28 protein-coding genes are annotated in these 26,176 nt (G+C 44.4%); 10 read left to right on the top strand and 18 right to left on the bottom strand.

What is annotated here, in order from left to right; genetic code table 11:
* Window positions 1-103: 103 nt before the first annotated feature.
* The 3 genes from ADU37_RS05230 to ADU37_RS05220 all read right to left on the bottom strand — a co-directional run bounded on the left by ADU37_RS05230 (window position 104) and on the right by ADU37_RS05220 (window position 3,997).
* Window positions 104-1,093, bottom strand: a complete 990-nt coding sequence (locus ADU37_RS05230) for an AIR synthase family protein (RefSeq protein ID WP_058946612.1) — start codon at window positions 1,091-1,093, stop codon at window positions 104-106.
* 53 nt (window positions 1,094-1,146) lie between these two features.
* Entirely contained in the window at window positions 1,147-2,316 is a 1,170-nt protein-coding gene (locus ADU37_RS05225) for a pyridoxal phosphate-dependent aminotransferase (protein ID WP_058946611.1), read from the bottom strand.
* A 79-nt stretch (window positions 2,317-2,395) separates the two neighbouring features.
* A complete protein-coding gene (locus ADU37_RS05220) occupies window positions 2,396-3,997 on the bottom strand; it encodes a carbamoyltransferase (RefSeq protein ID WP_058946610.1) in 1,602 nt (533 codons plus the stop codon).
* Window positions 3,998-4,058: 61 nt separating this feature from the next.
* On the opposite strand from ADU37_RS05220, the gene ADU37_RS05215 reads away from it, so the two are divergent.
* Genes ADU37_RS05215 through ADU37_RS05205 form a run of 3 tightly spaced genes read left to right on the top strand, consistent with a single transcriptional unit; the run spans window position 4,059 to window position 5,746 of the window.
* On the top strand, window positions 4,059-4,403 hold the full coding sequence (locus tag ADU37_RS05215) for a cupin domain-containing protein (protein WP_058946609.1): 345 nt from the start codon (window positions 4,059-4,061) through the stop codon (window positions 4,401-4,403).
* Between the two features lies 1 nt (window position 4,404).
* The gene (locus ADU37_RS05210; protein ID WP_058946608.1) at window positions 4,405-4,824 is read left to right on the top strand and encodes a hypothetical protein; all 420 of its coding nucleotides are present in this window, start codon (window positions 4,405-4,407) and stop codon (window positions 4,822-4,824) included.
* A 46-nt stretch (window positions 4,825-4,870) separates the two neighbouring features.
* Window positions 4,871-5,746 (top strand): AEC family transporter, encoded by an 876-nt coding sequence (locus tag ADU37_RS05205; protein ID WP_058946607.1) that lies wholly within the window; start codon window positions 4,871-4,873, stop codon window positions 5,744-5,746.
* On the opposite strand, the gene ADU37_RS05200 is transcribed toward ADU37_RS05205, so the two are convergent.
* The 12 genes from ADU37_RS05200 to ADU37_RS05145 form a co-directional block, all read right to left on the bottom strand.
* Entirely contained in the window at window positions 5,743-6,372 is a 630-nt protein-coding gene (locus ADU37_RS05200; RefSeq protein WP_238982010.1) for a DUF257 family protein, read from the bottom strand. The genes ADU37_RS05205 and ADU37_RS05200 overlap by 4 nt on opposite strands.
* Window positions 6,369-8,288 (bottom strand): hypothetical protein, encoded by a 1,920-nt coding sequence (locus tag ADU37_RS05195; protein ID WP_058946606.1) that lies wholly within the window; start codon window positions 8,286-8,288, stop codon window positions 6,369-6,371. The genes ADU37_RS05200 and ADU37_RS05195 overlap by 4 nt, the downstream gene beginning before the upstream one ends.
* Window positions 8,285-9,994 carry an archaellar assembly protein FlaJ gene (gene flaJ, locus ADU37_RS05190; RefSeq protein ID WP_058946605.1) on the bottom strand — a complete coding sequence of 570 codons (1,710 nt, stop codon included), beginning with the start codon at window positions 9,992-9,994 and terminating at the stop codon, window positions 8,285-8,287. The genes ADU37_RS05195 and flaJ overlap by 4 nt, the downstream gene beginning before the upstream one ends.
* A 10-nt stretch (window positions 9,995-10,004) precedes the next feature.
* Window positions 10,005-11,630: a type II/IV secretion system ATPase subunit gene (locus tag ADU37_RS05185; RefSeq protein ID WP_058946604.1), complete on the bottom strand. Its 1,626-nt coding sequence runs from the start codon at window positions 11,628-11,630 to the stop codon at window positions 10,005-10,007.
* Between the two features lies 1 nt (window position 11,631).
* Window positions 11,632-12,327: an ATPase domain-containing protein gene (locus tag ADU37_RS05180; protein WP_058946603.1), complete on the bottom strand. Its 696-nt coding sequence runs from the start codon at window positions 12,325-12,327 to the stop codon at window positions 11,632-11,634.
* 5 nt (window positions 12,328-12,332) lie between these two features.
* Entirely contained in the window at window positions 12,333-12,773 is a 441-nt protein-coding gene (locus tag ADU37_RS05175) for a flagellar protein G (RefSeq protein ID WP_058946602.1), read from the bottom strand.
* Between the two features lie 9 nt (window positions 12,774-12,782).
* Window positions 12,783-13,298 carry a hypothetical protein gene (locus ADU37_RS05170; RefSeq protein ID WP_058946601.1) on the bottom strand — a complete coding sequence of 172 codons (516 nt, stop codon included), beginning with the start codon at window positions 13,296-13,298 and terminating at the stop codon, window positions 12,783-12,785.
* 10 nt (window positions 13,299-13,308) lie between these two features.
* Window positions 13,309-14,127 (bottom strand): FlaD/FlaE family flagellar protein, encoded by an 819-nt coding sequence (locus tag ADU37_RS05165; protein ID WP_058946600.1) that lies wholly within the window; start codon window positions 14,125-14,127, stop codon window positions 13,309-13,311.
* Window positions 14,124-14,618: a flagella accessory protein C gene (locus ADU37_RS05160; RefSeq protein ID WP_058946599.1), complete on the bottom strand. Its 495-nt coding sequence runs from the start codon at window positions 14,616-14,618 to the stop codon at window positions 14,124-14,126. Before ADU37_RS05160 ends, ADU37_RS05165 begins: the two co-directional genes overlap by 4 nt.
* A 63-nt stretch (window positions 14,619-14,681) precedes the next feature.
* Entirely contained in the window at window positions 14,682-15,332 is a 651-nt protein-coding gene (locus ADU37_RS05155; RefSeq protein WP_058946598.1) for a flagellin, read from the bottom strand.
* Window positions 15,333-15,495: 163 nt separating this feature from the next.
* The gene (locus ADU37_RS05150; protein ID WP_238982009.1) at window positions 15,496-16,458 is read right to left on the bottom strand and encodes a class I SAM-dependent methyltransferase; all 963 of its coding nucleotides are present in this window, start codon (window positions 16,456-16,458) and stop codon (window positions 15,496-15,498) included.
* 10 nt (window positions 16,459-16,468) lie between these two features.
* The gene (locus tag ADU37_RS05145) at window positions 16,469-16,789 is read right to left on the bottom strand and encodes a helix-turn-helix domain-containing protein (protein WP_370456726.1); all 321 of its coding nucleotides are present in this window, start codon (window positions 16,787-16,789) and stop codon (window positions 16,469-16,471) included.
* 330 nt (window positions 16,790-17,119) lie between these two features.
* Here ADU37_RS05145 and ADU37_RS05140 point away from each other — a divergent pair, with 330 nt between their 5' ends.
* The 4 genes from ADU37_RS05140 to eno all read left to right on the top strand — a co-directional run bounded on the left by ADU37_RS05140 (window position 17,120) and on the right by eno (window position 20,812).
* Entirely contained in the window at window positions 17,120-17,308 is a 189-nt protein-coding gene (locus tag ADU37_RS05140) for a hypothetical protein (RefSeq protein ID WP_058946595.1), read from the top strand.
* Window positions 17,277-18,569 carry a sodium:solute symporter gene (locus ADU37_RS05135; RefSeq protein WP_082663022.1) on the top strand — a complete coding sequence of 431 codons (1,293 nt, stop codon included), beginning with the start codon at window positions 17,277-17,279 and terminating at the stop codon, window positions 18,567-18,569. Before ADU37_RS05140 ends, ADU37_RS05135 begins: the two co-directional genes overlap by 32 nt.
* Window positions 18,570-18,665: 96 nt before the next feature.
* Entirely contained in the window at window positions 18,666-19,349 is a 684-nt protein-coding gene (locus ADU37_RS05130) for a DUF257 family protein (RefSeq protein WP_058946594.1), read from the top strand.
* A 170-nt stretch (window positions 19,350-19,519) separates the two neighbouring features.
* Window positions 19,520-20,812: a phosphopyruvate hydratase gene (gene eno, locus ADU37_RS05125; protein ID WP_058946593.1), complete on the top strand. Its 1,293-nt coding sequence runs from the start codon at window positions 19,520-19,522 to the stop codon at window positions 20,810-20,812.
* A 51-nt stretch (window positions 20,813-20,863) separates the two neighbouring features.
* On the opposite strand, the gene ADU37_RS05120 is transcribed toward eno, so the two are convergent.
* Together ADU37_RS05120 and ADU37_RS05115 are read right to left on the bottom strand one after the other, a co-directional pair.
* On the bottom strand, window positions 20,864-21,544 hold the full coding sequence (locus ADU37_RS05120; RefSeq protein ID WP_058946592.1) for a fibrillarin-like rRNA/tRNA 2'-O-methyltransferase: 681 nt from the start codon (window positions 21,542-21,544) through the stop codon (window positions 20,864-20,866).
* Window positions 21,545-21,549: 5 nt separating this feature from the next.
* Window positions 21,550-22,794, bottom strand: coding sequence for a C/D box methylation guide ribonucleoprotein complex aNOP56 subunit (locus ADU37_RS05115; protein WP_058946591.1), 1,245 nt, complete (start codon window positions 22,792-22,794; stop codon window positions 21,550-21,552).
* A 188-nt stretch (window positions 22,795-22,982) separates the two neighbouring features.
* On the opposite strand from ADU37_RS05115, the gene ADU37_RS05110 reads away from it, so the two are divergent.
* Genes ADU37_RS05110 through ADU37_RS05100 form a run of 3 tightly spaced genes read left to right on the top strand, consistent with a single transcriptional unit; the run spans window position 22,983 to window position 25,613 of the window.
* Window positions 22,983-24,035 (top strand): hydroxymethylglutaryl-CoA synthase, encoded by a 1,053-nt coding sequence (locus ADU37_RS05110; RefSeq protein ID WP_058946590.1) that lies wholly within the window; start codon window positions 22,983-22,985, stop codon window positions 24,033-24,035.
* 10 nt (window positions 24,036-24,045) lie between these two features.
* Window positions 24,046-25,203 (top strand): thiolase domain-containing protein, encoded by a 1,158-nt coding sequence (locus ADU37_RS05105; RefSeq protein ID WP_058946589.1) that lies wholly within the window; start codon window positions 24,046-24,048, stop codon window positions 25,201-25,203.
* A gap of 2 nt (window positions 25,204-25,205) precedes the next feature.
* Complete coding sequence (locus ADU37_RS05100; protein ID WP_058946588.1) at window positions 25,206-25,613, top strand: Zn-ribbon domain-containing OB-fold protein; 408 nt, start codon at window positions 25,206-25,208, stop codon at window positions 25,611-25,613.
* Here ADU37_RS05100 and ADU37_RS05095 read toward each other — a convergent pair whose 3' ends face one another.
* Entirely contained in the window at window positions 25,614-26,102 is a 489-nt protein-coding gene (locus tag ADU37_RS05095) for a GNAT family N-acetyltransferase (protein WP_058946587.1), read from the bottom strand. It abuts the gene before it with no gap.
* Between the last annotated feature and the right edge of the window lie 74 nt (window positions 26,103-26,176).

Below are 26,176 nucleotides of genomic sequence, written 5' to 3'. Positions count from 1 at the left end.
TGAAGGCAGCAGTACTAGGCCAGGGGCATTAAAATCCCACCAACTTCGATAAGGGTCTAGCCATCTCCAACCGGCCATGTGAGCAACATAGGGAAAAATACCTTTAAAAGATTTTCCAGATTTCGTCCGTTTCTGGCCTTTTTAGCGGGATCTCCTTCCCATCTTTCACAAGAACCTTTGTGTTCCTGTCTTCCAGGAACTCTCCAACTATTGCCGCCTCAATGCCCTCTTTTTGTATTGCATTCACGATTTTTTCGGCTTTTTCTTTTGGCGCCGCGATTAGGAGAGAGCCTGAGCTTATCAGAGCAAGGGGGTCTAAGTTGAAGTACTCACACAGCTTTTTGGTCTCTTCCGCTATGGGTATCTTATCGTAATAAACCCTAAATCCTAAACCAGCGGCGTCTGCCATCTCGTGGAATCCGTTGGCTATCCCTCCCTCCGTGGGATCGTGCATGGCATTAACCCCAATCTCTGCAGCAATTAATGCCTCTTTTACCACACTGATTTTCTCAAGAAATCCCTTTGCCCTCTCCACCAACTCATCTCCAAATACTTTCCTAAGCTCCTCTTCTTTTTCACTCGCTATAATTGAAGTTCCCTCAATTCCGGCACCTTTGGTCAATATTATGGCGTCTCCAGCTTTTGCACCGTTTGATTTTACCAACTTTCCCTTCTCGACTTCACCGAGCATCGTTCCGATGACTATAGGTCTGTTTAGTCCAATTGTCACTTCCGTGTGGCCCCCTACTATGGCTATGCCAAGTTTTTCGGCGCTTTTGTGCATGTCCTCCATTATCTCCTTAAGGAGAGCCTCATTAGCATTTTCCGGCAACAGAATAGTTGCTAAGAACCACCTCGGCTTGGCTCCAAACGTTGCAACGTCGTTTGCGTTAACGTTTATTGCGTAAAAGCCTATGTGCTTCTCTGCCCCGGTTATGGGATCGCTTGATGCAACGAGAGCTTTATCTCCAAAGTCTATTGCAGCCGCATCAATGCCTACACCAGATTTTATTATAACCCTCTCATCCTCAACTCCAAGAAGGTTAAAGACAATTTTTTCAAGCACTTCTGGAGGAACTTTTCCCGGAAGCATTTTTCATCCCCATCAAAGTGGGGGAGAAAAGATAAAAAGATTGCTGGGGGAGGTTAAACGAGCTTCTTTTCCTTCAGCACTTTTTCCATTCTGTCCATAGCTTCTTCAAGCTTCTCATAGGCTGTGGCGTAGCTTATCCTCACATAGCCTTCTCCAGCCTGTCCAAATGCGCTTCCGGGAACTACAACCACCTTTGCCTCCTTTATCATCAGCTCACTGAACTCCTTGCTGCTTAAACCGGTGTCTTTAATCCTTGGGAAGATATAAAACGCCCCCTTTGGTTTAACCGTTGGCAGACCCATCTCGTTTAATCTCTTCCAAACAAGGTTTCTTCTCCTCTCATATTCCCTGCGCATCTCTTCTACCGCTTTCCAGCTTCTCTCGTCCCTCAAGGCTTTTGCAGCCGCGTATTGAATAAATGTCACGGGACATGTTGCGTTGTACATTTGGAATCGAACCATTTTTTCCACAACCCATTCTGGAGCCGCTAGGAACCCCAAACGCCATCCGGTCATTGCGAAGGTCTTTGAGAACCCGTTCATGGTTATTGTCCTCTCAAACATGCCGTCCAGAGAGGCAATGCTGTAGTTTTTGACCCCATCGTAGACGAAGTACTCATAAACTTCATCGCTTAAGATCATCAGATCGTGCTCAACCGCAAAATCTGCAATCTCCTCAAGATCTTTCTTCGTTAATACTGCCCCCGTGGGATTGTTTGGGGTGTTTATTATCAATGCCCTTGTTTTTGGAGTCACGTATTTTTCGAGCTCATCGACGGTTAGGCGAAACTCGTTTTCCTCATAGGTGGGAACCTCAACGGGCTTTCCTCCCGCCAGAATAACTGCGGGGGCGTAGCTAACGAACATTGGGGAGGGAATGAGAACTTCCTCGTTGTCTTTCAAGAAGGTTGCAAGTCCCATTAAAATCTGCTGGTTGGTGCCGACGGTTATCATTATCTGGGTTTTTGGATCTGCCTCAATTCCGTTATGCTTTTTTAACTTCTCTGCAACTGCTTCCCTGAGCTCCAAAATCCCTATGTTTGGGCTATAGTGTGTTAGTCCCTTGTCAAGGGCTTCCTTTGCATACTCCTTTATATGTTCCGGTGTGTCAAAGTCCGGCTCTCCAATTCCGAGTGAGATTATTCCCTCAATACCTTGGGCAAGATCAAAAAGCTTTCTTATTTCAGAAGGGTTCACCATCTCAAGCCTATCGCTCAGCGCCATAATCTTCACCAGTGAGATTTCTCCTTGGTGTTTATAATTTTACCGAGATGAAATATTTGGCAATAATGAATAGAATAGCTCACTGGTATACAACAAAGTTCTCCAAAACGAGGGCATCGAGCTTGGCTTTTTTGAAAGTTCTCAGGGCATCTGCTGGAGAGCAAACTATCGGCTCCCCGTGCATGTTAAAGCTCGTGTTTAAAACCATCCCAACGCCCGTTTCCGCTTCAAAGTGTTTTATTATGTTGTAATAGCGCGGATTATCCTCCTTAAGGAGAGTTTGGGGTCTTGTTGTTTTATCAACGTGCACAACCGCTGGGGCTTCCTCAATCATTCTTTCCGTTGCCTTGTAGCTCATTGTCATGAACTTGTTCGGATAGGGCTCCTCGAGGTAGTCTTCAATTCTCTCCTCCAGCATTGAAGGGGCAAACGGCTGGAAGACGTCTCTGTTCAATGCTACGTTGAGCTTTTTTACAACATATTTGCTTCTCGGGTCTGCGAGGATGGAGCGGTTGCCTAAGGCCCTTGGGCCGTATTCCATTCTTCCTTGGAAAAAGCCCACCATTTTACCTTCAAGAAGCATCTCCGCTACAAACCCTTCTATGTCTTCACGATATTCAAATCTTAGTCCCTCTGCCCTTAAGAGGGCTTCAATTTCGTTCTCATTATAGGAGGGGCCCAGGTAGACGTGCTCAAGCTTAAAGGGTTTCCATCTCCTATCGAGCCTTTCGAACTGGGCTTTGACGAAGGCTGCGGCACCGAAAGCTAGTCCAGAATCATCCATTGCCGGAAATACCCATAGGTCGGGGAAATGCCTCCTCAAAACGGCATTTGCCTTAACGTTTTGTGCAACTCCCCCGGCGTAGGCAAGTTTTAAGTTATAACTTTTAAGTTTTAACCCAAGCTCATCGATGAGCTTTTCAAGGTGTGCTTGGGCGGAGGCTGCTATTTCTATTGCCCTCTTTTGAAGTTCTCCATCCAGCTTGCCTTTTTTCATTTCCTGGGCGATTTCTTTAGCCTCAAATAGGGGGTAGTTGAAAAATTCGGCGAGCTTTTTAGTTGCTTCACTACCTACTACTTTCAGCTTGTTCTCAAAGCCCAGACCGCTAAGTTCTATTATATGGGAGAGATCGTAGGTTGGCTTACCATAGGCTGCCAAGCTCATGACTTTCCCTTCATGTCTCATCGGTTTAAAGCCCAAAAGTTCAGTAACCGATGCATAGAAATCTCCGAGAGAGTCTAAATAGGTGCTCTGGGCTATTCTTATCATCTCACCATCTCTTGCCACATAAATGGAAGAGCTCAGTCCATCCCCCGCGGCATCTATACTTAACGCCAATGCCTCTCTCCAGCCCGAGGTGAAGTATGCAGAAGAAGCGTGGGCAAGGTGATGTTCAACAAAAAGAACTTTCTTCTTGAAATCTTTGCCAAATATGGATTTGAGATTTCTCTCAAGCTCTAACAATCTTGATTGCTTCCTGAAAATACCCGCTACCGCTATTACCTCGACCTCTTCCGGATGTACTTCTCCGATTTCTAAGACTTTCTTTATGCTCAGCTCTGGGAATCCGCGGTACTTTTTTATCCGGTTTAACCTCTCTTCGTTTACGGCATAGATTTCTTCTCCCTTGAACAGCACTGCTCCCGCATCGTGTCCATCGTGCACTCCAAGTATAACCATGTTTGGGGATTAAATGAAGGATTTTTAAACATAACTTCGGAATGTACAGTTGGGGATTGAAATGAGGGCAGAAGTTGGGGTATTTGTCGATAGGGGCACGTATAGGAAGGCACCGCTGTTTGAGGGTGAACTCCCGGAAGGCAGCTACGCCCAGATAGTTGAGATAAAGCCAAAGCAAACCGTTCCAAAGCACTATCATGAGAAGCAGTACGAGCTCTTTTACATAATCAGCGGTGAGGCGAAGCTTGGCATTGGGAAAAAGGAGTATGAAGCCAGGCCCGGCGATATATACCTTGTAAAGCCAAAAACAGTTCACTGGGTCGTAAACGAAAGGGAGGAACCATTTAGGCTCTTCGTTGTTAAGCTGAACTACTTTGGAGAAGACAGTGTCTGGTTGAGGGATTAACATGGGGAGAGTAAGGAAGGAAAAGGCAGAAATGTTCCCCCTATCTCCGGAATCATGGTATCTTGTGGTTTATTTTAATGATAAACTTGAGTATCTTTACGTACCCTCATCCAATAAACCAGACTTAGAAAGACTTGGATATCTTCTGGCGGCTTTTAAGCTGTTTAATATCCCTTATTTGCTTTTTGGGATTCATAAGGGGGATATTTTTGAGCTTGGCCATGATTTCGAAGAAAGATTGAAGGAAGAGTTTGGTGTGGATATTGATGAAAAAGCCCTTACCAGAGAATTTAAGAACTCACTCAGGAGCATCGAGAATTTAAAGACATTTTACGAAAAGCTCGGGTTTTTTGAAGACCTTGAGGAGCTTGAGGATCTAAGAAGGCTGTATGAGGAGTACCTGAAAAAGAAAAAAGAATGAACAGTTAAGCGAAAAATTCTTTAAACCTTCCTTTTATCTAAGAGTCATGAACATTTACCAGATGCTTGCTTTAATAGCCATAGGGTTTATCCTTCGGAGGATAATAAAATCTGAGAAGCCTTTTGCTCACTTGAATAAGTTTGCATCCCGGGGACTTCTGACACTCTATGTCTTTTCAAACGTTGCCTCAAAGGATCTCGCCTATCTGATGGAAATCAAGATTGTGTTCTTGTATGTCTTCTTAATTGTTGCCCTTAGTCTCGGGACATCTTTTCTCTATGCGAGGCTTTTTGTAGGGGATAAGAAGTGGCAAGGGGCTTTGATGATACTCTCAACGTATCCAAACACAGTCGCAGTGGGATTCCCAATAGCGAGCCTGTTTTTAGATGATTTAACCCCCGCGATTATCTATGCAAGTACGAATACTTTAATAGTTCTCCCGGTAGTGACTTTCGTTGCTGCACATTATTCGAGTGGAAAAGCCTCGCTTGGGGAAAGCATCCTAAGAGCGCTTAGCTTTCCACCCACCAGTGCCAATATACTTGCCCTCACCCTCGTACTGCTTGGGATTGAGCTTCCCTCTCAACTGCTGGGTGGAATGAACAAAATCGGCTGGTGGAGCATTCCTGCAATTCTTATCTACTTTGGCTCCCGCATAAATCTCCAGAAGTTTGAATGGAGGAAGCTTCTCGAAGTAGGGGCGTTTAGAATAGCTATACCGTTTGTTTTCGTTACTTTGACTCTAAGAACTGGTTCGGAAATATTCTATGCGGTGCTGGTTGAGGCATCGATGCCTCCCGCAATAATGGCAAATGCCATTTTAGCCCACTACAGGCTCAGGGAAGAAGAAGGAATAGGGGTTACCATCGTGTTAACGATAATGGCTTTGGTTCTGTTTTTTGTGCTTAGGATTTTTGCTTAGACTTTTACCTCCATGGATATGGATTTTTTGACTTCGGGAATTATTTCTTCGCCTTTTCTATGTATTTGCAGAACGGTTGTGGCGAGTTCCTCCAATAGTGGAAGAACATAAGGGACACTATTTCTTAGGACATCAACGTTAGTGAAGTAGAACGCGGTTCTTCTTCTACTTCCAGCATATCTGGTTAACATGTTTATCAAAGCTAATGCCTCTATTTTTGAATCTGCAAGCAAAAATAGTCTCTCAATTCCAAGCACTGGGACAATTGCATGTTCCATCTCAGAAAGCAGAGCCTCATAATTTTCTTCAAATTCTTGGATTAGAGACATTATATCGCTGACGCGGAATCTCTTTATAACGTTTCCAACCTCCAACCGACCTCCGGTTTTGATTACCCTAACGTCTTCTAAAATCCCGGTATCAATCCCCGCGAGCTTCATGTGGGTTTTGTAAACATAGAGGGTATCGAGAATATCATCCATCACAACTGGGATTTTGTTTTCTTTGCCCCAAGTTATCAGCTCAACCAGCTCTCTGTATGGAAGTGTCGAAGATGGATACTCTAAAAGCACGGTTTCTCCAAATTTTGGGAATCTCCAAATGTTTTTGAATTTCAAGGCTTTCACCTCCCACTCCTCTCTTCAAGTTTTGCTGCGATCCAGGCGAGCAGCAATATGAAAATCATTCCTCCTACAAATCCCCCGCCTGCAAAAAGGAGCTTTTGTTTTGTTGGAAATATTTCTATGGTAGTGTTTCTAATTTCCGTGTAGGTTATGGTTTCTGTGTAGGTTTCCACAATTTTTGTGGAATTTGATGAGACCTCGGTCTCTTTTGTTCCTTCGGGAATTTGGGTTTGAGAGATCTTCGGAGCCTCGATCTTTACTATGGTGGAGTTCTTGGCTATGTACTCCCGCTCTTTGAGCGCTGCAAGCACTTCAAATTCCCCCTCTTTTGTTGGAATAAAGTAGAAACTGTACGTTTTGTTTTCTCCGGGTTTCAGAGAGCCGGTTATATATGCAAACCTTCCAGAGGCTGTTAGCTTATCCCCTATTATTCCAAAATGCTCTGGCAAGGCTATTGTAAGTGTAAACGGTCCGCGTGTATTTCCTTTGTTTACAACGGTAATATTTAGGGGAATAGGCTCTCCAATGCTTCCATCGGAACTTTGGATTGATAGCAGATAATAAGGAGATGCGTTTTCAATGTTTATCCATCTGATCTCTGACGAAAATGATATTCTGGCAAAGCCATCGCATGATAGCTGAAAAGGTACGTTTCCACGCACTTTTATGGAGCCCAACTTGAGAAGTCCGGAGTTTTCTGACAGGAGAGTTAGGTTAAAGTGTATGCTCTCCTTTGCCTTTAGCTCCGGGATATACGTTGGATACGGGCTTGTTATCTTAAACCCGCTGGTGAGGTTGGGGATTATCTCAACGAAGTGTAGGTCTTTTTCTCCTTCGTTTTTAATTACTACGGTGGCATTAAAGGGCTCAAACTGCAACGCCTTTTCGGGGGTTGAGAAAGAGACGTTCACAAAGACGTCTGCCTCTGGTTTTGGAATTTTTTCACTTTCAAGGAATCCAACCAGAGTTACAATTTTCTTTGTTTTCAGATCCTTTATCCCTTCAACCCCTATGTAAAGCCCCCCATAAGAAATTAGTGTGTTTGTATACACCCATCCGCTTTTGAGTGTCATTCCACAGAAGTTTCTTATAGTTACATAAGCCCCATCTGAAAATACCTTTTCAACTCTCACCAGATATGGCCCTATTTGGGTGTCTTTTCCTTCTTCCACCTCTTTATACACCGAGGGCGAAATGGATAACGTTGCGTACACTCCTTTTAATTTTATTAAAACTCTCACATAACTTGATCCAACAAGGTCTTTTACGTCAATTATGATTCCATCAGCTTCTATTGTTTTTCCCACTCCGACCCAGTGTTCCTTCCCGTTTATAGATATGCCAACAAACTCTCTGAACTCTCCATTGACTTCCGTTATGTTAAAGTCTTCAAACTTTACTGTCCACTCATAAATCTCTTTGGTACCACCCTTGTATAGATAACCATCGAATATAGTTGGCATTATTTTGAACGACCCGAGAAGTTCATTAAACTCAATTTTTCCTCCGCTGTATAGGATCTCCTTTGACGTGTTTTTATACAGCAGTCTTATCTTTGCTTCTTTGTCGCCCACACTTATTAGTGAGATTTTGTAGTCTCCAAGCAGCAGGGTTTGATTTTCTAATATGTACGGGAATGTGATGTTCAGCTTTGCATAACCACCGTCATCCTTTACAAAGCCTGAAATGAGACGAAGGGAATAGATACTTGAATTTACAGTCTCTCCGGGGGTTACAAAGAAGTTGCCTTTGGGGGTTAACACTAGAAACCTGCCATCCAGTGATACATCTTTGAGCTCTATCTCCTTTCCTTCTATTCCTACATGAGAAGGTACTCTAATCCATCCAGTGAAAACAGACTGTGCGCTTACATAAGGTAAGAAGAGGGTCAAGAGAAAAATTATGAAGAACTTTTTCACAGTCCCACCCCCATTAGAGGTAGTATCAACCCTGAAAAACTCATCATCTTCCCCATCACAAACTCACCGAGATAAAGACCTATGGCAGACATCCATGTGAGTATTACAAAGTAATAAAGGGCTATGCCCAGATGTCCACCGTCTGCGATTTTTATTGAAAACGCTGAGAGCAATGAGTGAAGCAGAAGTATCGAGATCAGAATATAGTTGGTTAGTTGAAGACCCCTGGCACTTGGTATAAAAAGGATATCCTGAATGAACTCCCCCGGAAGCTGGATGTTGGAGAATAAGTGGGTCATATAAACTGCAACCTGAAATGCAGCTGCAACTGAGAAGGCAAAGGCTCCCGTAACACCGTATATTACACCCTTAAAGCTTGCCACACTCTGCTTCCTTTTCCTTCTTAGCCTGAGGAGTCTTTCAAAGTTGTTTGAGATTACCCTTCCCACGTAGTCTGGATCTGCTCCTAGATGGAGGCTCTTTCTAAATATATCGGAGAAGATGTCTATGAGCCAGCTTCCCGTATCTGAGACAAAATACTTCCAAGATTTTGTGTCGTCTATTTTTAGGGATATTCTTTTATTCAGGTTTTTGATGTCTTTTGTCAGCGTTCCGAAGTCATGAGAGCTGAGATATTTCAAAACTAATGCCATGGATGCCCCACTTGCTGCTAAAGATGAGCTGAGGCTTCTCATAAATGCTGGGAAGTTTTCATCTTTTATTAGAATGTTTTCCTCTTCTTTTGTGAGGACATAGCCTATATAAGCCAAGGGACTCATAATCAAGGCCAACGCTATCTCCATCGGGATGTTGAACCTAACTCTCAGTACAAAAAGATACAAAAGGGCAACGACTACAGTTCCGGTGATTGATATTAGGGCCCCCTTGGTAACTTTAGCCCTTCTTTCTGCGTTCATGGCGTTGCTGGCCCATATGCTATCTTCGGGCATTTTGTGTTTTATTAGAATAAGAACCCCTATCTCAACCACCATAACCAGAATGAATGTAAAAATCGTTAGTGTTACCAAGTCTTGACCGGTTATTATGGGTCCTATTATGATGAAAGTTACCATAAACACCACGGAGATTATAAGTGAGCTGTAGACTTCCTTAAAGACATCCAGATCGTAAAGAGCACCCTCATAAAACGTCTGATAATCGTCCATCACAATTTTTTGTTCTTGCAACAGGTAGTCTTTTAACTCCACACCGCTGTCAAGGGAATATGCAAGCCTCTCAAGAAAGTCCGAGAATACTTTGCTTGGAGTCCTTTTTGCAAGGAACCTAAAAGCCTCTGGCATTCCCCTGTTGAACTTTGCTATTAGGTAGTAAATCTTCTCCATGTCTCTGGAAATAGGCTCAAGCACCTTTTCCTTTGCTAGATTCAAGATTAACTCGTCTCTACCAACTTCACTTGTTGAGAGAACGGCAAAATACGTCACAAAGTAGGGAATTTTTGAGTTTATCTTGACCCTCTTTCCACTTGCGACGGAGTAGGGGTGCATAAAGGCATATATCAGGGGAAGCAGGGAAATTGCATAGAGTGCTATTCTGATCATAGAGGAGGTTGAGATAAACGTTGTGAGAAGCGAGAGCACGACAAAAAGAACTACACTGGCCACTATGCTTGGCGCTAATATTCTTCTCACGTAAGTTTTCATGTCCAGATCTGCCTGCACGAATATGTTGGCCTTTTGTTTTGGCATTCTACCTCACCTAAAGCCTAAAGCTCAATCCTTGTATGCCCTTTTCATAGAAGTTCTTTATCTCCCTATAGACATCCCAGTAGTCCGTTATTCCCAGCTCCGCCATTCTCTGGATTATCCTTGCCCTCAAAAACAGCTCGTTGTAGATGTCTTTTGGGTCTTCATAGCCAGCTACTTCCGCTATTTTTCTCTCCAAAATGTAGGAGTTGTTCATTCCTCTGAAGATGTGCTTATCGCTGACTGAATCCCATTCAAAAACACTCCTCGTAGCAACTCCTCCGAGTTCTTCATAGTAGCCCTCTATCTCCACTACACTGAGGACTCTCCTCAGGAACTTTCCCTTTACGTAAACTGCCTGCTGGAAAAGGGCAATGTTGAGGTTATCTATGAAGGTTACGGGGACGTTTATGGGGTGTCCGGTAAAACGCTGTATCATCTTCTTAACATCACCCGCGTGAAACGTAGCCATAACCGGGTGTCCGGTCTGCATTGCCTGAAAGGCTATTGCTCCTTCCGCACCTCTTATCTCACCAACTATGATGTAGTTGGGCCTCGATCTTAAAGCAGCCTTAAGGAGGTCAAAGAGCGTTACTCTGCTCTCCTCGGGCCCTCTTTCTCTTGTCGTTAGCCTCTGCCATGTTGGATGTGGCACAACAACCTCCGGAGTATCCTCAGCGGTGAATATCTTCGCTTGAGGTTTTATGAAAGGGATGATGGAGTTCAAAGTCGTTGTTTTTCCACTTGCCGTTTCACCACACACAAATATGCTCATTCCATACTCCAAGGCAAGCCACAGGTAAGCGGCAATTTCAGCTGAGAATGTGTTCCATTTTACGAGCTGGACAACGCTTATAGGAGTTGCGGAGAATTTTCTTATCGTCGCTGAGGGACCCTTTATGCTAACGTCTGGGCTGTATATGATGTTTATTCTCGAGCCATCGGGAAGGGTTCCATCGACAATTGGATTCTTGTCACTTACGGGCCTTCCGATTCTCTCACTCAAGGCCTTAAAGTAATCCGCCAGGGCTATGTTGCTTTCGAAGGTTATGTTGGTGGGCAGTGCCTCGAAGATCTTGTGTATTAGGGAGATGTAATCGGCACCGATTATGTGTATATCCTCGATATATGGGTCTCTGATTAAAACCTCCAGAGGCCCAATACCGATTATGTCTCTTTTCAGCAGATACCTAAATTTTTCTATCTCTCTTTGAGTTAATTTCACACTGTTTCTGGAGAATAAACCTCCACCGTTGATTTTTTTTAGGGCTTCGTTATATAGCTCGTCGAGAAATATTTCAAACTCTTCCCTCTCTTCGGGAACGACCTTGGTGGGAGCCAGCTCAAGAATTTTTTCTTTTACCAATTCATACTTTGCCTTCTCCTCAGCATTTTGGATTCTGGGCTCTATCACAATATATCTCTTCTCGGTTTTGGGATCTCCGTAGATGTGGACAAAAATTGGATCCCCAACTGGGTATATTATGTTCGGGTATTTTATCTCCTTCATATCCCTGCTGAGCTGAACGTGAAACTCCGGCATCTTGCCGTATTTCCTAGCGAAGTCTTCGACGTATTCCCTCAAGTGAGGATTCCTTGCCATTGCGGTTTCGAGGGTTTCACTAGTTCTTTCTGCCATCTCACACCACCGCGGCTATCTCCACGATGAATCCTGCCTTCGGTTCAACTCTGAATGGAATTATCTTTTGGAAGATCCCCATAGCGTTGTTGTACTTGATTATGGTAGCGGAGTTCTTTAAATCCCCCCCAAAAACTTTCACTTGGAGTCTTATCAGCATTGTAGAGATTTCTTCCAGCACGGAAAGGGCAGAAGGTTCAATTCCATTGGGGCTTGAAGTTAGTATTATCACCTTGTTCAGAGCGCTGAGCTTTTTGAGGTGTTCTGTGAATTGCCTGAGCGTATCTTCATTTAACTTTGGGGGTAAAATAGGGGCAAGTGAGTCTATAATAATGACGTCCTTTTCCCAGAGTCTCTCTTCACTCAAAAATCTGGGTAAGAATTTCTCTCTCTTGGAAACGCTGCTGAGAAGAGGATAGAGGGATACAAAGAGGAGTTTTCTCTTTATCAGAAAGGGGATTACACTATAGCCAAGTGATTCCATCTGATTTATGAACTCGGGGGTAGTTAGCTGGGTTGAAACATAGCTAACAGAAACGTCGTTTCTCAAAAACCCATAAGCAAGGCGTTGAGAGAAGATAGACTTACCGGTACCCCTCTCACCTTCTATCAGGACTATGCTTCCAGAGGGGATGCCACCCCCAAGTCTCCTGTGGAGCTCATCGTTGGGTATCTGGATTTTCAGCAAATGTGCCATAGTCATCACCCTATTTTGAATACAAACTCCCTCTGCTTTCCGTTTTCAATTACTACCACGAGCTTGTGATATCCAGCTGATAATGTGGTTGCCACCTTTAGCTCTCCAACGTTATGGGGGGCTAATAGTGAGGGGGTTAGAGTGAGGTTTGAAGCCGGTATGAGGTTTCCGTCGATGAAAACCACAACGGTATCGGAGGTGAAAGGGAAGGTCTCACTTCCCGTATTTTTTATGTAAAATACATATGCCCCTCCTGACACCGGAATGTTTTCCGGATCGTTTATTATTGTGAAGTCTGTTCTGAGATTCTTGGCTATTGTGGTTCCTCTATACGTTATTCCATCGGCTAGATCTTGCGTAACAACGTAAAGCCCCCCTGCCACCGTTGCGGCGACGAGGAGTGAGACTATGAAGAGTATAATCTCTGAAACCACTGAACTTGCCATGATACTCACCTAGTTGCAGTACCATGAGGTTCCAACTATAGAGGGCTCCCCTATCGTCTGGTTTTGGTCCAGCCATACCCATCTCCATTCTATCTTCAAGGAACATCCGGTTTCGGTAGCTATCACTAGGCTGTGAACATCGTTATCTTTAATCTCAGTTGTTGTAACGCTTATATGCTCCCCAGGGAGGAGAAAGGATTTGTTTTCGACGATGAGGGTTGAGCCGTCGGGATTTTTCAATCTTCCATCCCTGATGAAATTCCAATATTTAGGGGATAGGGTAGAGCCGTTATTGGTAATATTGAACGTTATGGAGTATATTGATGATTCTGAACCCGGATCAGTGTAGGAGTAGCTGTAAAGGGATAATCTTGAGGTCTGTCTCTTTACGAAAGATTCCTTATACACCTCTACTGAGTTCGCCACCGAGAGATAGCTGTTTTCAAGGGACAAATAAAGTGTTCCAAACGCCACTATGGATGCGATAAGTATTACGGCGAAGCTTGCGGATACGCTGAATCCCATACCCTATCCCCTAAACCCCATAAACATGTTCCAGTATCTTGGTCATCATCTTCAGTTCTCTCTCAATGGAGTTTAGAACCTCTGGAGTTATTCTTGTTCCCCTTAGCCTCTCGATGAAGAGCAAGGATATCAGGTGATCCTGAATAGTAAGCTTGTCGTCAGGCTTCCAGTTTGGCTCTCTCTGATGGGGTCTTGTGCCATTTGCATACTTTAACAGTGCCTCAAGGACTTCTTCGGATATCCAACCTATTGTATAGTAAAACTCGAGCACGTTCTCCAGATTCTGCATTCCCGCTCTCTCTATAAGGAATCCCAGCCACTTTAAGGCTATCATCGTGGAGAGTGCATCGTCAGGGAGTTTTTCCAATCTTGCCCTGCTTTTTGTGGGTGTTATCAATACATCCCTTATTTCTTTGGGGATTTGAATTTCCTCAGTCATTGAAAACTCCCTCTCACCCTCTTCTTCAAATTCCCTCTCCTCCTTCGGGGGTTCAACCCTTTCAAACTCAATTCTTTGTGGTTCCCAGCTGATTGAACTTTCTGCGATTCCTGTATTCTGCCTCTCAAGGGGGCTCCGACTTTCTGATAATCTCTCCCTTATTTCTTCCAAATACTTCCCTATTTCCTCTATTCTTTTGTCTAATCTCTTAAGCCTCTCAACTTGGCTTGAATAGTTTTCAAGCACCTTTTTTATTATAACATCAACCTGTTCAGGCGTTAGTATGTCCATCTTTGAAACCAGCTTGTCCCTTAGGTCCTTGATGAGGACACTCGGCACTTTCCCTTGAAGTTGTTGGAGCTTTGCGTCTATTTCATTTTCAGTGATCATGCTTCTCCCTCCGAAATTGCTTCATAGATTATCCTATCCAGGTCAACACCGTGGTAGGAGAGCAGCCTTAAATCTGCCTTTATCTGGGCTATCTCCTTTCTAATGTCATCGATCTCCTGCTTTAACTCGTGGATTTCTTTCATTATTGGGTTCTCGCTCTCTAAGTCTCTGAAAGGATTGATCTCTTGGGAGACGACTTCGTAAAGCATCATAACGTCTTTGATTGTCTTGTCGAGCTTTTCTATGTCTTCCCTGAGCTCCTGAATCTGGCTTTTTAGGGTGTCGATGTTTACCTTAATTCTCGGAAGCTCGTTTTCGATTTCATTTAACCTGTTCATTACCATGGTCAGCCTTTCTTCTTCCTCTCTCTTCTGCTCCTCTGGCACTTGAGGCTCTTCGCCCAATGCGAGCTCCAGCTTGTCTTCTCCCCTATCTTCCTTCTGCTCCTCTGGCTTTTTCTTGAACTTCTCTTTCAAATAGCTGAACGACATTGCTGGTTCCTCCAAAGGTTAGTGGAATAAAGAGAATGTAAAGAAAAATCAAAAGAACTGGCGTCACTTAAGCTCTATTATATTTTTGGTTCCATAGCTTGGAGGTGTGACGACCTTAGTGAATCCTGGAGCACCAAATTCTGGTCTAACTTCGATTGTGACTTCGGTTCTTGTTGGGATTGCACTGCCAAATACGGAATTTGCATTCACAGTGAGAATTACAATATCACCGGCATTAATAGTTGGATTGCTTGAGGTGAGTGAGCCATCGGCATCTTGAACTACTATTACTCCAAATGTTTTAGTTGTGGGATAATTCGTTGCATTTCCAAAGACATTTCCGTCAAAAGTGCTATCATCTGTAAATGCGCTGGAATTATAGCTAAGTACATAGGCGTTGGTTCCATCACTTATGTACACTTTGGCTTGACTTAGGTCGATTGCTTCACTTCCTGCGTTTGGTGAGATATATATAGCAAGTTTGTCTATTCCGGTATATGATGTGTTCACATGTCCCGTAACTTTGTCAATCTTCAGACCGCTTGCTACTTCTTTTGTTGTTTGCCTTCCTGTAGCTTCTGCTCTCTGCTGGAGGTAGCCGCTGGTGTTGATGAGTACTGCTGCAGCTACTGCAGCTACTAACACCATGGCTATGAACACTATCAGGGTGCCAATACCAACGGCACCCCTCTTCCTACCAAAAATCTCCTTCATCTCTTGGCACCTCCATTGGAAGTTTTGCAATATATGTTAGAACAGCTGGGATATAAAGCAATTTTTTGTTTTTACATTGGTTTTTGCACATGTAGATACATATGTAGGTGCCCACTAACTTTGAGTAGTAACGATGCGAGAATAGGACAGGCAAAAATTCAAATTAATAGACGGGCTCGAGAACAAGAATTGACTTCCCGTATTCCTTTACCCTCGCTTCCTTTCCGTAATATTCAAGGGCATCAATTACGTCTGCTTTTCTCGGGAACCTGTGAAATTCTTTGGTTAGCCTTTCAAAGAACTCCCAGGCGGCTATGTTTTCAAAGTTTTCTCTGAAGGGCTCCACTATTATTAGCTTTCCGCCCTCATCGACAAAGTCAAGGGCTTTTGACACGGTTTGGTGAATTTCTGGAATGTACTCGAGCACAAAGCTCATTATTACAACATCGTATTTTCTCTTTGGGATTACGTTTCTTATGTCCATCTCCTTTAAACTTACCCAGTCCATGCCCAAATCCTTAACCCTTTGCTGGGCGATGCTTAAAAGTCCCGGAGAGAAGTCAACACCTACGTATTCCCCGTTTGGACCTACATATCTCCCGAGCTCTACCGGGGAGACCGAACCACATCCCAAGTCAAGAACCCTGAGACCATCCCTAAGCTTGCCTATTTCAGCCATTATCTCCCGGTATAGGGCGTTGAGGGGATTCGAAAGTCGAATGTCCCAGAAGTCCGCATCTTTGTCAAAGTCCATCATCACTTTGGAGTTCTCAAATGACAAGAAGGCATAGTTGGCCATCTCAACAATCTTATCTTGAATTGGTATCCATTCCGGAATTACATCCTTTAGTCTATCATATTCAAGCAGAAATGTTCTTAGAAACTTTTTGCTGCTCACTCCCCTTTCATTAACCTCTATAATGCCGAGATTGTAGTACGTGCTGAGGAGTGATTTTAGGTAGGTCTTATTTTGAACGTCTATCGAATTTAAGAGCTCCTCAAGGGTTTTAGCTTTCTCAATATTCCTAAAAACACCCAACTCAAGACCTATCCTTATTACATTAAAGAAGAAAAAGTCGATTAGAGTTTCCAGATTAAAGTCAAACTTTTTTATTTGATTTTCCATCTTTGGCACCTCACATAAATCTGGTGTAATAGGTTTGATAGGTTTTTAGAAATTCTACAACTTTTTTCCCATATTCGGTTAACCTGTAGTATCGAAAACCATCTTGATTGACCTCTTCAACAAGTCCAAGATAGACGAGAGAGCTCTCTCCGTTGTATCTGTTACCCATACCAACGAGGGCACCCTTTACATTTGATGGATCAGATCTGATAACTCTAGCGATCTCTGAAAGATAAGTCCCGGAAGGGTAAATCTCATTTAGATAAAAAAGTATTCTCTTCCTCAGTTCGCTTCTGTGCAACGATCGCAATACGTGTGGGTCGATTATCAGCCCCACTGCCCTCACCCCCAAGAAAAAGTGATAACCTTCGCTTCATTACACCTGATAACATAAGCGTTGCAAAATATTTAAGATTTTCGGTTTTGCTTTGGAACTTATGCCACATATTGGGTGATGATGTTGTAATTAAATCAAGAGCATCATAATCTTGTCAATTATATTCCAATGCTCTGCCAACAAATTTCAAGGGTTTGAAATGCATGACGGCTATGGGGGGTAGGCATTCTTTGATATCTTCTGTCATTTTGTCAATTTTTCTTCCAAAAACTTTAAATAACTTCCAAAGGTCTTTGACTTGTGCTTCCAGGAGGGTGCAGGAAAATGAGCGTAGTTTGGACAACACTTGTTTTATACATGGGAGCAATGCTGGGAATTTCAGCATATGCCAGGAAATACATCAAGACCTCGGCCGACTTTTTGGTGGCCGGGAGAAGGCTTGGGTTAGCACTAACCACTGCAACTCTTGCAGCCACTCACTATGGTGGTGGCTTTCATCTTAGGAGGCGCTAGCTGGGGAGCCACCTACGGGTTAGGAGGAATTTGGTACGGTTTTGCCTGTGGTCTGGGGCTTCTTCTCTTGGGTATAACCCTTGCGAAGCCTATGCGTGCTCTGGCCTTGTACACAGTCCCAGATGTCTTGGAGATGCGCTATAAGAGTAAGGCAATAAGACTTTTGGCAGCAACGCTATCGCTTTTAGCTCTCGTAGGCATACTCGGAGCACAAGTATGGGCAGCATCGGCTGTCTTTGAAGCTATAGGATTGCCGGGAACTGCTGGAGCGGTATTTGCCACCTTAATCTTCATAGCTTACACTGCCTTCTCAGGGCTGTGGGCGGTTGCATTGACGGATTTTGTTCAAATAATACTCGGAAGCATTGGCGTTTTGGTTGCAGTGGTGCTTGGACTGAGCAAAGTGGGAGGGCTTGAAGGGCTAAGAGGGGCTCTCTCGTCAATTCCTAACCTGCCCCAAGCGAGCGGAGAGTATTTTAACTTCATGTCTCTAGGGTTCTCGCTGTTTACCCTGACATTGGCAGCGACGGTTATGTATACTCTAATAGGGCAAGACTTCTATCAGAGGCTCTTTGCATCAAAGGACGAGAAAACCGCAAGAATGGGGGCAATTTACAGTGGAATACTGCTAATGCTATTGTCATTTCTTCCAGCCCTCGCAGGGATGCTTGCACTGGCCCTTTCGAACGATCCTCAGGCGATAGTCGATTCACCAAAGACTGCAGTGCCAAAATTGGTAATTACGGTGTTTGGAAGTGGGGTGGGAGCAATATTCGTGGCCGCAATTCTTGCGGCGGTAATGAGCACTGCTGATTCTCTATTATCAGCAGCAACCTCCCACGTGGTCAAGGACTTTTACCAGAGCTTTATAGATCCGGAAGCGGAGGATAAAAAGTTGCTAAAACTTTCAATAGTGACTACGATAATCATAGGCCTTTTGGCGCTTGTGGCGGCGCTTGCGGTTCAAGGCATAGTTGAGCTCCTCATATACTCCTACGACATCTACACTTCGGGAGTCTTCGTTCCGCTGATACTTGGAATCTACTGGAAGAGGGCTACAAGGGAAGGGGCTTTACTTGGAATGATAGCGGGTTCATTAACGGCAGTTGTTGGAATAACCGGGATAGTGAGCTTCAGCTACTGGGAGTACATTTACGTCAGTGGTGCACTCGTCTCAGCAGTTGTCATGGTGCTTGTCAGCCTTTTGACTTCTCCAGAACCTGTGGACAGGGAATTTGAAAGGGCTTTTGAGCTTTCTTAAGCTCTTTCTTTTCCCTTAATTTCGAGTTGATGCAGCACTACCCTCATAAACGAAAATGTTTTATAGTCTGTATTCCAAGAAAAAAAAGGGGGTTATATGGATAAAGGTGAGAGAGAGCTAACGTTGGATTCAATATTGCTTGGAATCAAACCCGGAGAAACTGCATTAGTTGAGTATACCTCCGTCTCATCACCCGAACTCTTGTTTTATCTTATGGTAAATGGATGCTTGAAAAGGGATATCCCAGTTATAATTGATGACATCGCCGACACTTTTTCAGAATATATAAAGAGGCTCAAGATCACAGGACTTCCAACTGAGGACTTATTGAAAGTATCTGTTATAAAAATTGGCGGAAATAAGGATGTTGGAAAAGTTCTGGGAAAAGTTGAAATTAGAAGGTACTCCTTAGACTTTTCTGTATATAAAGAAGTTTACGAGAAAGTTGTTCCAAAGAAACCCGTTTGCAATCCAGTTTTGGGTATTCACAAGCTTTTTGCATCCCTTGATTTTCAAGATGCTATGAGACTTGTCCGCAACATTGAAAGTTTTGTAGGAACCGAAACCCGTTTTGCAGTGTACTTTATAAATCGAGAGACCTTAGAAGAAAGATTCCCGGAAATTCTTGGTCTTCTTGAGGAAAGCGTTACTAGCGTTTTTACATGGGAGCTGCATAAAGAGATTTACAAGTTCAGAATCGTTAAATCCCCAAATCTCAGCATCGTGGGTTCAGAAATTTCTTTGTCGGGTGAAGATTTCTTCAAGCTTGTTAAACATTAGTTGTTTTCTGCTTTTCACTTGGTAGAGTTCTCCAAAATAAAATGCCATGCTGTTCTTAGTTTCAATTCCTCCCAGGAAAATGAGTGTTCTAAGGGTTCCCAAAATTCACAATCAAACCCATGTGAAAAAGCTTTAAAGAGGAACCTCAAATATCACCCGAGGTGAAAGCAATGGAAAACCCCCTCGAAATTACCGGAATAGTGGCAAGGGAAATTTTGGACTCAAGAGGAAACCCGACAATTGAGGTTGATGTATACACCCCAGTTGCAATGGGAAGGGCGGCAGTGCCAAGCGGTGCCTCAACGGGAATTCACGAGGCCTTAGAGCTCAGAGACGGTGGGAAGAGATATCACGGAAAGGGCGTTAAGAGGGCCGTTGAGAACGTTAACAAGATAATCGCTCCCGAGTTAATTGGCATGGACGTTACGCTTCAGAGGGACATAGATATGCTCATGCTTGAGCTTGACGGCACAGAGAACAAGAGCAACCTTGGTGCAAACGCTATTCTTGGTGTATCTTTAGCCGTTGCAAAAGCTGCAGCCAATAGCCTTGGAATGCCCCTCTACCGCTACCTTGGGGGAGTAAACGCTTATGTTTTGCCTGTTCCGATGAGCAACGTTATCAACGGAGGCGCACATGCGGGTAACGATCTGGACTTTCAGGAGTTCATGATTATGCCAGTTGGCGCGAAGAGCTTTAGAGAAGCCATTCAAATGGTGAGCGAGACGTATCATACTTTGAAGAAGATTCTCATGGAGAAATACGGCAAGTTAGCAGTTAACGTTGGTGATGAAGGTGGCTTTGCACCACCGATGAAGGAAGTAACCGAGCCACTGGATGCCCTCGTAAAGGCAATTGAAGAGAGCGGTTACAAGGTTGGGGATGAAATAGCCTTTGCCCTTGATGTTGCATCAAGTGAGTTCTACGAGGAAGAGAGGAACGTTTATGTCGTTGGGGGCAAGGAGTATACGAGAGAAGAGCTTATCGACCTCTACAAGGAGCTCATCTCCACCTATCCAATAGTCTCAATAGAAGACCCAGTCCAAGAGGAGGACTTTGAGGGCTTTGCAATGGTTACAAAGGAGCTTGGAAAGAAAGTCCAGCTCGTTGGAGATGACATCTTCGTTACAAACGTCAAGAGGCTCAAGAAGGGTATTGAAATGGGAGCTGGAAACGCTCTGCTACTCAAGGTAAACCAGATTGGAACGCTCAGCGAAGCTATTGATGCCGCTTACCTTGCCTTTAGAGCGGGTTATGGAGTCGTTGTGTCCCACCGCTCCGGTGAAACGGAAGATTCAACAATTGCCGACATAGCCGTTGCCCTCAATGCGGGCCAGATTAAGACCGGTGCTCCAGCAAGGAGTGATAGAAACGCCAAGTACAACCAGCTCTTAAGAATTGAAGAAGAGCTTGAAGGAATTGCCTATTACCCGGGCAAGAAGTTTAGGAACCCGCTGCTTTGATTCTTTTCTTTTTAAAATTTTGAAAAACGTTGAAAAATTTTGAAGAAAAGCTTAAGGCTTTCTCACGACTATCAGTGCGTGGTCCTTCTCGTATGGCTCTAAAGAGATTCTCTCCACAACCTCAAAGTATTCGCCGAGTTCCTTCTCTACTTCTCTGAACACCTCTTCCGGCTCCTTCGTGACGTCAATGCTTCTGCTCTTGATGGCAATCATTCCATAGCCGCCGCTCTTAAGGTAGGCTCTTGCGTTGTCTATGAGTATTTTGGCCTGCGTGGGCTGGGCAACGTCCTCAAAGATTACATCTACTTTTGTCACCAAAGCCCTGTATTCTTCGGGCTTTGTTGCATCGCCCAAAATAGGCACTATGTTTCTTCTCTCCTCCACGAGGGGAACTAGCTCTCTGAGGACTCTTGGTGAAAACTCGATACCAAATATTTTTCCTTCCCAGCCAACGATGTCGCTTACGTGTGAAGCTGTTGTACCGCTTGCTATTCCGAGGTATAATACGTTGGTTCCGGGCTTTATTGGAAAGTTCTTAAGTCCATTAAGGATTGCAGCGCCAAGCTTTGACCTGTTTGGATTCCATATTCTGTACTCCTCTCCTTCCCACTTGATAACTCTCTCCCCGTAAACCCTCTGCCCGGGTACCAAGTTCTTGGTCGCTATCTTCTCGCTCCCATCATCGTCGATGACGATGTAAACGCCGGGGAATTTGTGCTTCCTAACGTTCATTCATCTCACCTCCTACCCTTCTCTTTGTGTTTCTTTTTCTTTTCTTTCTCTTTCCCTTCGAATTTCTTCTCTTTTTCCTTCTTTTTGAACATCTTCTTTTTCTTCTCCTTCTTTGGTTTCTCCTTGCGCTTTGGTGGGTTGGGGTATTTCTCCTTGATCTCCTTGATCCTTGCCTCAATCTCCTTCTTGAGCTCCTCAGCTATGTATTCACCGGAGAAATAGTCCACTCTAGCAGCTATTGCAAGTTTTCCAGCCAAAGCCCTTGCGATTTTACCCCTCTGCCACCATGGGGACTTGTTAATAGCTGGATACTGGTAGATTACCCCGTGCTTTGGCGGCTTTGCACCGCTCCTTAAGTGCCTGAAGAGGGCTTTCTCTGCACCGAGAACTTGAATCGTTGAGGCAGGCATCATTGCTAACTCTTTCAGTCCTCCAGCGAGGCTTATCAACCTTGCAGCTAATTTTGCCCCCACCAAGGCTTTTAAGTTTGGAGCAACGTCGTCCATTGCCTTGTCTATGTAATCTTCAATCTCGCTTCTCAGCTTGTACAAATCGTCAATTTTCTTTGCTAAGTCTTGGATAACCCTAATGTCCTTCTCATCCATCCATGCCCCCATAGTCATCTCCTTTGCTTCGAGAATCTTTGCTGTCTTGTTTTCACCAAGTTCAAGGGATTCTAGGTTCTCTTTTGTGATGTTCTCCCTGTGTCCAATGTTCTTAACAAAGGCCACATACTGGGGGTGCTTAGGCAAAAGTTCATCAAGCTCCGGGAAGTGAAGCGAGTACCACTCCCTTAACCTAGAGACGAGGAGGTTTATGACCTTGTCAATGTCATCTAGCGCTTCTATAGCCTGAATTATCATTTTATCCCTTGCACCGCTCTGCTCCTGTATTCTAATTCTGGTTAAGGCCACCCCCACAGTGAAGTATCTCTCGAACCATTCTTTTCCCAAAAACTCCTCCGGGTTCTCTCTGAGCCTTTCCCCGGCTAAGTTGGGGAATTCAAACTCAGCTTCAAAACCAAGCTCTCTAATATTTCTGCTTAATTCTGGATGTTCAAGCACAAAGCTTGAGTATCCTCTATCTCTTAGTTCTTTTAGGAGAGCAACAAGGTCTTCTGTAACCTCCCCCTTTAGGAGCCTATCCAGTGCAATCTCCGGCTTTTCTGTGAAGATTTTTTTTCCTATTAGGTTGCCCTCTTCATCAAAGGCATAAATCCCCTGCACATTTTCGCTTATGTATGCTTTCATGAGCATCACCTTTTCTATTCTTTGTTGAAGAAGTATAAAAGAGTTGAGCTTTTAAACCTACTCCGGGGCATTGTTTTATCGCTAATTGTCGAAAAAACATTACACATTTACCGAAAGGCTTTTATAACGTACATCCTTAACCTTCGAGAGGACACATTTAAGCTAATCTCCTGGAAAGGTGATGAAGAATGAGAAGACTGCTGAAGCCAATAAAGGACGTCGGAATTGTTGGTTATGGTGCCTATATACCGATGTATAGAATTAAAAACGAGGAGATCGGAAGGGTTTGGGGAGTAAGCGACTTCCCCATCCAGGAAAAGTCCGTAAACAATTTGGATGAAGATGCCATAACAATAGGAATTGAAGCGGCAAGAAATGCCCTTAAAAGAGCTCAAATAGACCCAAGAGAAATTAGGGCACTGTGGTTTGGAACCGAATCCAAGCCCTATGCTGTTAAGCCTTCTGCAACCGTTATTGCCGAGGCAATTGGAGCAACTCCGGATTTAGATGCTGCAGACTTTGAATTCGCATGTAAAGCTGGAACCGAAGCCTTACAAGCAGCTATTGGCTTTGTTGGGAGTGGAATGGCAAAATATGCAATGGCAATTGGTGCCGACACTTCTCAGGGAAGGCCCGGTGATCATTTGGAATTTACGGCCTCCGCTGGAGGAGCCGCTTATATCGTTGGTGAGAAGAGCCCTGAGACGGTTGCCTATTTTGAGGGGAGCTATTCCTACGTAACGGACACTCCAGATTTCTGGAGGAGACAGCATGAACACTATCCGAGGCATGGGAATAGATTTACCGGAGAGCCTGCTTACTTCCACCAGATAATAAGCGCCGCAAAGGGCTTAATGGAAGAGCTGGGCTATTCGCCAAGCGATTTTGACTACGCTGTCTTCCACCAGCCAAACGTTAAGTTCCCGCTCACAGCCGCAAAGATTCTTGGAATCCCCAAAGAAAAAGTCCTTCCGGGATTGTTGAGTGGAATAATAGGAAACACATACAGCGGTGCTACTTTAGTTGGCATTTCAGCTGTTTTGGACATAGCGAAGCCGGGAGAGAGGATTCTCTGGGTAAGCTTTGGAAGCGGTGCGGGTAGCGATGCGTTCAGCTTAGTGGTGCAGGATGCAATTGAAGAAAAGAGAGATCTGGCACCAAAGACTATGGATTACGTAAACAGGAAGAAATACATCGATTACGCCTTATATGCAAAGCACAGAGGTAAGTACATCTTGTGAGGTGGTCAAAATGAGGAAGCCAGTGATTATTGGTGTGGGATTGACTCCGGTTGGAGAGCACTGGAAGCTTGCCCTTAGAGATTTAGCCGTTGAAGCTTTACTCAATGCCATGGAAGATGCGGGCGTTGATAAGGTGGATTCACTTTATGTTGGCAACATGGCCTCTGGTTCATTCGTTGAACAGGAAAACCTTGGTGCACTAATAGCGGACTGGGCTGGCCTTGGCAACGTTCCAGCGGTTAAAGTTGAGGCAGCGTGTGCAAGCGGTGGAGCTGCAGTCCAAGAGGGAGTAAAAGCCGTCATGAGCGGTCTTGAAGATGTTGTTGCCGTTGTAGGCGTTGAAAAGATGACCGATGCCTGGCCAAGCGACGCTACGAGATATCTTGCCTATGCCGCGGATGCAGAGTGGGAGCTCTTCCATGGGGTGAGCTTTGTCGCCTTAAACGCCCTCGTTATGAGGCTCTACATGAAGGAATACGGCTACACTGAAGAAGATTTGGCTCTTTTTGCAGTTAACGCTCACGCAAATGGTGCCAAAAACCCCTATGCAATGTTCAAAAAGCCGATAACAGTTGAAACCGTTATGAAGAGCCCTTATGTAGCCGACCCATTAAAGCTCTTTGATGCCTCCCCAATAGCTGACGGAGCCGCTGCCGTGATAATAACCACCGAGGAGAAGGCTAAGGAGTTCGTAGATAAAGCAAGGATGGTCGAAGTTGCGGGAATGGGGAGGGCAATTGACACAATAAACCTCTCACACAGAAAGGAGTTCTTGTTCCTCAGAGCGGCAAAGGTTGCTGCAGAAAGGGCATATAAGATGGCCGGTATTGAGGTTAAAGACATAGACTTCTTTGAAATTCACGACGCCTTTACGGTAATGGCGGCTTTAAGTTTGGAGTCAATAGGCGTTACTGAGAGAGGAAAAGGTGCCATGCTTGCGAAGGAAGGACAGATAGCAATAGATGGTGACTATCCAATTCAAACACTCGGCGGATTAAAAGCGAGGGGACATCCTGTGGGAGCAACTGGTGTTTATCAAACCGTAGAGGCAGTGTGGCAGCTTAGGGGTGAAGCTCCAAACCAAGTACCTGATGCAGAGATCGGGTTGACCCAAAACATAGGTGGAACGGGTTCAAACATAACCGTAACCATATTGAGGAGGGTGTGAAGATGGGGAGACCAATGCAAGTTTCTAGGTATTGGAGGCACTTTAAAGAGAAGTACCGCCTCATTGGAGGCAAATGTAAGAGCTGCGGTCACGTTCACTTCCCGAAGAGACCCGTTTGCCCTGAATGTGGAAGTCAAGAGATAGAGGAGTTCCAGTTCAGCGGAAAGGGCAAAGTGATAAGCTGGACTATAGTGAGAAACCCACCAAGCGGTTACGAATACTACAAGCCATACCCCATAGCACTGGTCGAGCTCGAAGAGGGACCGGTGGTTTTGGCTCAGCTCACAGATGTGGAGCCAGAGGAAATAGACTTTGGCATGGAAGTGGAGATGGTCACGAGAAAGGTCAGGGAGTTCGAAGAGGACGGAATAATCCTCTACGGCTACAAGTTTAGGCCGCCAATAAAATGACTACTTTTTCTCTTTTAGGTCTTTTATCATTCTTATCCATATGCCGCTCTTTTCCGCTATTTTGAAGCCGAGCTTTTTGTAGAATTCAATTGCCTTGGTATTTTTCTCCCCAACCCATAGCTCTATTCTGTCGTTATATTTGCTCAAATACTCCAAACATTTTTCCATAAGCTTCTTGCCAACGCTTTTTCCCTGGTAGCCCTTATCAACCACAAACTCGTGTATAGCTCCTACCACTCTATCCTCATATCCGCTGTGCCAGTCGTTGTCGCACACGATAAATCCAACTATTCTGTCACCATCTTTTGCCACGAAAAATCCCTCGCTGGCTTTGCTCCAGCACCATCTAAGATACCTTTTAGCATAGCTCTCTCCCTCTCCTCCATATTCTCTCATGCCCTCATAGCCCCTCATGTAGATCCCGACAAGGGTCTCGAGGATCTCTTGATCCATTTTCTTTAGCTTCTCTATTTTGATTTCATCCGCCATGTCCCTCGGTGTTAGGTTATCAGATGGGTTTATAAAATCCAATCCTTAACTCAGAGTAGAGAGCGCTGAAGGTG

It is taken from the genome of Thermococcus sp. 2319x1 (assembly GCF_001484685.1).
Taxonomy (GTDB): domain Archaea; phylum Methanobacteriota_B; class Thermococci; order Thermococcales; family Thermococcaceae; genus Thermococcus_A.
This window is presented reverse-complemented; position numbering and strand designations above follow the sequence as displayed.

Coding starts and splice junctions, on each gene's coding strand:
- eno (WP_058946593.1), top strand. CDS start 19,520: ATGGAAAACCCCCTCGAAATTACCGGAATAGTGGCAAGGGAAATTTTG.
- ADU37_RS05100 (WP_058946588.1), top strand. CDS start 25,206: ATGGGGAGACCAATGCAAGTTTCTAGGTATTGGAGGCACTTTAAAGAG.
- ADU37_RS05095 (WP_058946587.1), bottom strand. CDS start 26,102: ATGGCGGATGAAATCAAAATAGAGAAGCTAAAGAAAATGGATCAAGAG.
- ADU37_RS05170 (WP_058946601.1), bottom strand. CDS start 13,298: ATGGGATTCAGCGTATCCGCAAGCTTCGCCGTAATACTTATCGCATCC.
- ADU37_RS05175 (WP_058946602.1), bottom strand. CDS start 12,773: ATGGCAAGTTCAGTGGTTTCAGAGATTATACTCTTCATAGTCTCACTC.
- ADU37_RS05230 (WP_058946612.1), bottom strand. CDS start 1,093: ATGCTTCCGGGAAAAGTTCCTCCAGAAGTGCTTGAAAAAATTGTCTTT.
- flaJ (WP_058946605.1), bottom strand. CDS start 9,994: ATGCCAAAACAAAAGGCCAACATATTCGTGCAGGCAGATCTGGACATG.
- ADU37_RS05105 (WP_058946589.1), top strand. CDS start 24,046: ATGAGGAAGCCAGTGATTATTGGTGTGGGATTGACTCCGGTTGGAGAG.
- ADU37_RS05135 (WP_082663022.1), top strand. CDS start 17,277: ATGGTGGTGGCTTTCATCTTAGGAGGCGCTAGCTGGGGAGCCACCTAC.
- ADU37_RS05210 (WP_058946608.1), top strand. CDS start 4,405: ATGGGGAGAGTAAGGAAGGAAAAGGCAGAAATGTTCCCCCTATCTCCG.
- ADU37_RS05220 (WP_058946610.1), bottom strand. CDS start 3,997: ATGGTTATACTTGGAGTGCACGATGGACACGATGCGGGAGCAGTGCTG.
- ADU37_RS05155 (WP_058946598.1), bottom strand. CDS start 15,332: ATGAAGGAGATTTTTGGTAGGAAGAGGGGTGCCGTTGGTATTGGCACC.
- ADU37_RS05115 (WP_058946591.1), bottom strand. CDS start 22,794: ATGAAAGCATACATAAGCGAAAATGTGCAGGGGATTTATGCCTTTGAT.
- ADU37_RS05140 (WP_058946595.1), top strand. CDS start 17,120: ATGAGCGTAGTTTGGACAACACTTGTTTTATACATGGGAGCAATGCTG.
- ADU37_RS05225 (WP_058946611.1), bottom strand. CDS start 2,316: ATGGCGCTGAGCGATAGGCTTGAGATGGTGAACCCTTCTGAAATAAGA.
- ADU37_RS05130 (WP_058946594.1), top strand. CDS start 18,666: ATGGATAAAGGTGAGAGAGAGCTAACGTTGGATTCAATATTGCTTGGA.
- ADU37_RS05165 (WP_058946600.1), bottom strand. CDS start 14,127: ATGATCACTGAAAATGAAATAGACGCAAAGCTCCAACAACTTCAAGGG.
- ADU37_RS05150 (WP_238982009.1), bottom strand. CDS start 16,458: ATGGAAAATCAAATAAAAAAGTTTGACTTTAATCTGGAAACTCTAATC.
- ADU37_RS05160 (WP_058946599.1), bottom strand. CDS start 14,618: ATGTCGTTCAGCTATTTGAAAGAGAAGTTCAAGAAAAAGCCAGAGGAG.
- ADU37_RS05110 (WP_058946590.1), top strand. CDS start 22,983: ATGAGAAGACTGCTGAAGCCAATAAAGGACGTCGGAATTGTTGGTTAT.
- ADU37_RS05215 (WP_058946609.1), top strand. CDS start 4,059: ATGAGGGCAGAAGTTGGGGTATTTGTCGATAGGGGCACGTATAGGAAG.
- ADU37_RS05180 (WP_058946603.1), bottom strand. CDS start 12,327: ATGGCACATTTGCTGAAAATCCAGATACCCAACGATGAGCTCCACAGG.
- ADU37_RS05120 (WP_058946592.1), bottom strand. CDS start 21,544: ATGAACGTTAGGAAGCACAAATTCCCCGGCGTTTACATCGTCATCGAC.
- ADU37_RS05205 (WP_058946607.1), top strand. CDS start 4,871: ATGAACATTTACCAGATGCTTGCTTTAATAGCCATAGGGTTTATCCTT.
- ADU37_RS05185 (WP_058946604.1), bottom strand. CDS start 11,630: ATGGCAGAAAGAACTAGTGAAACCCTCGAAACCGCAATGGCAAGGAAT.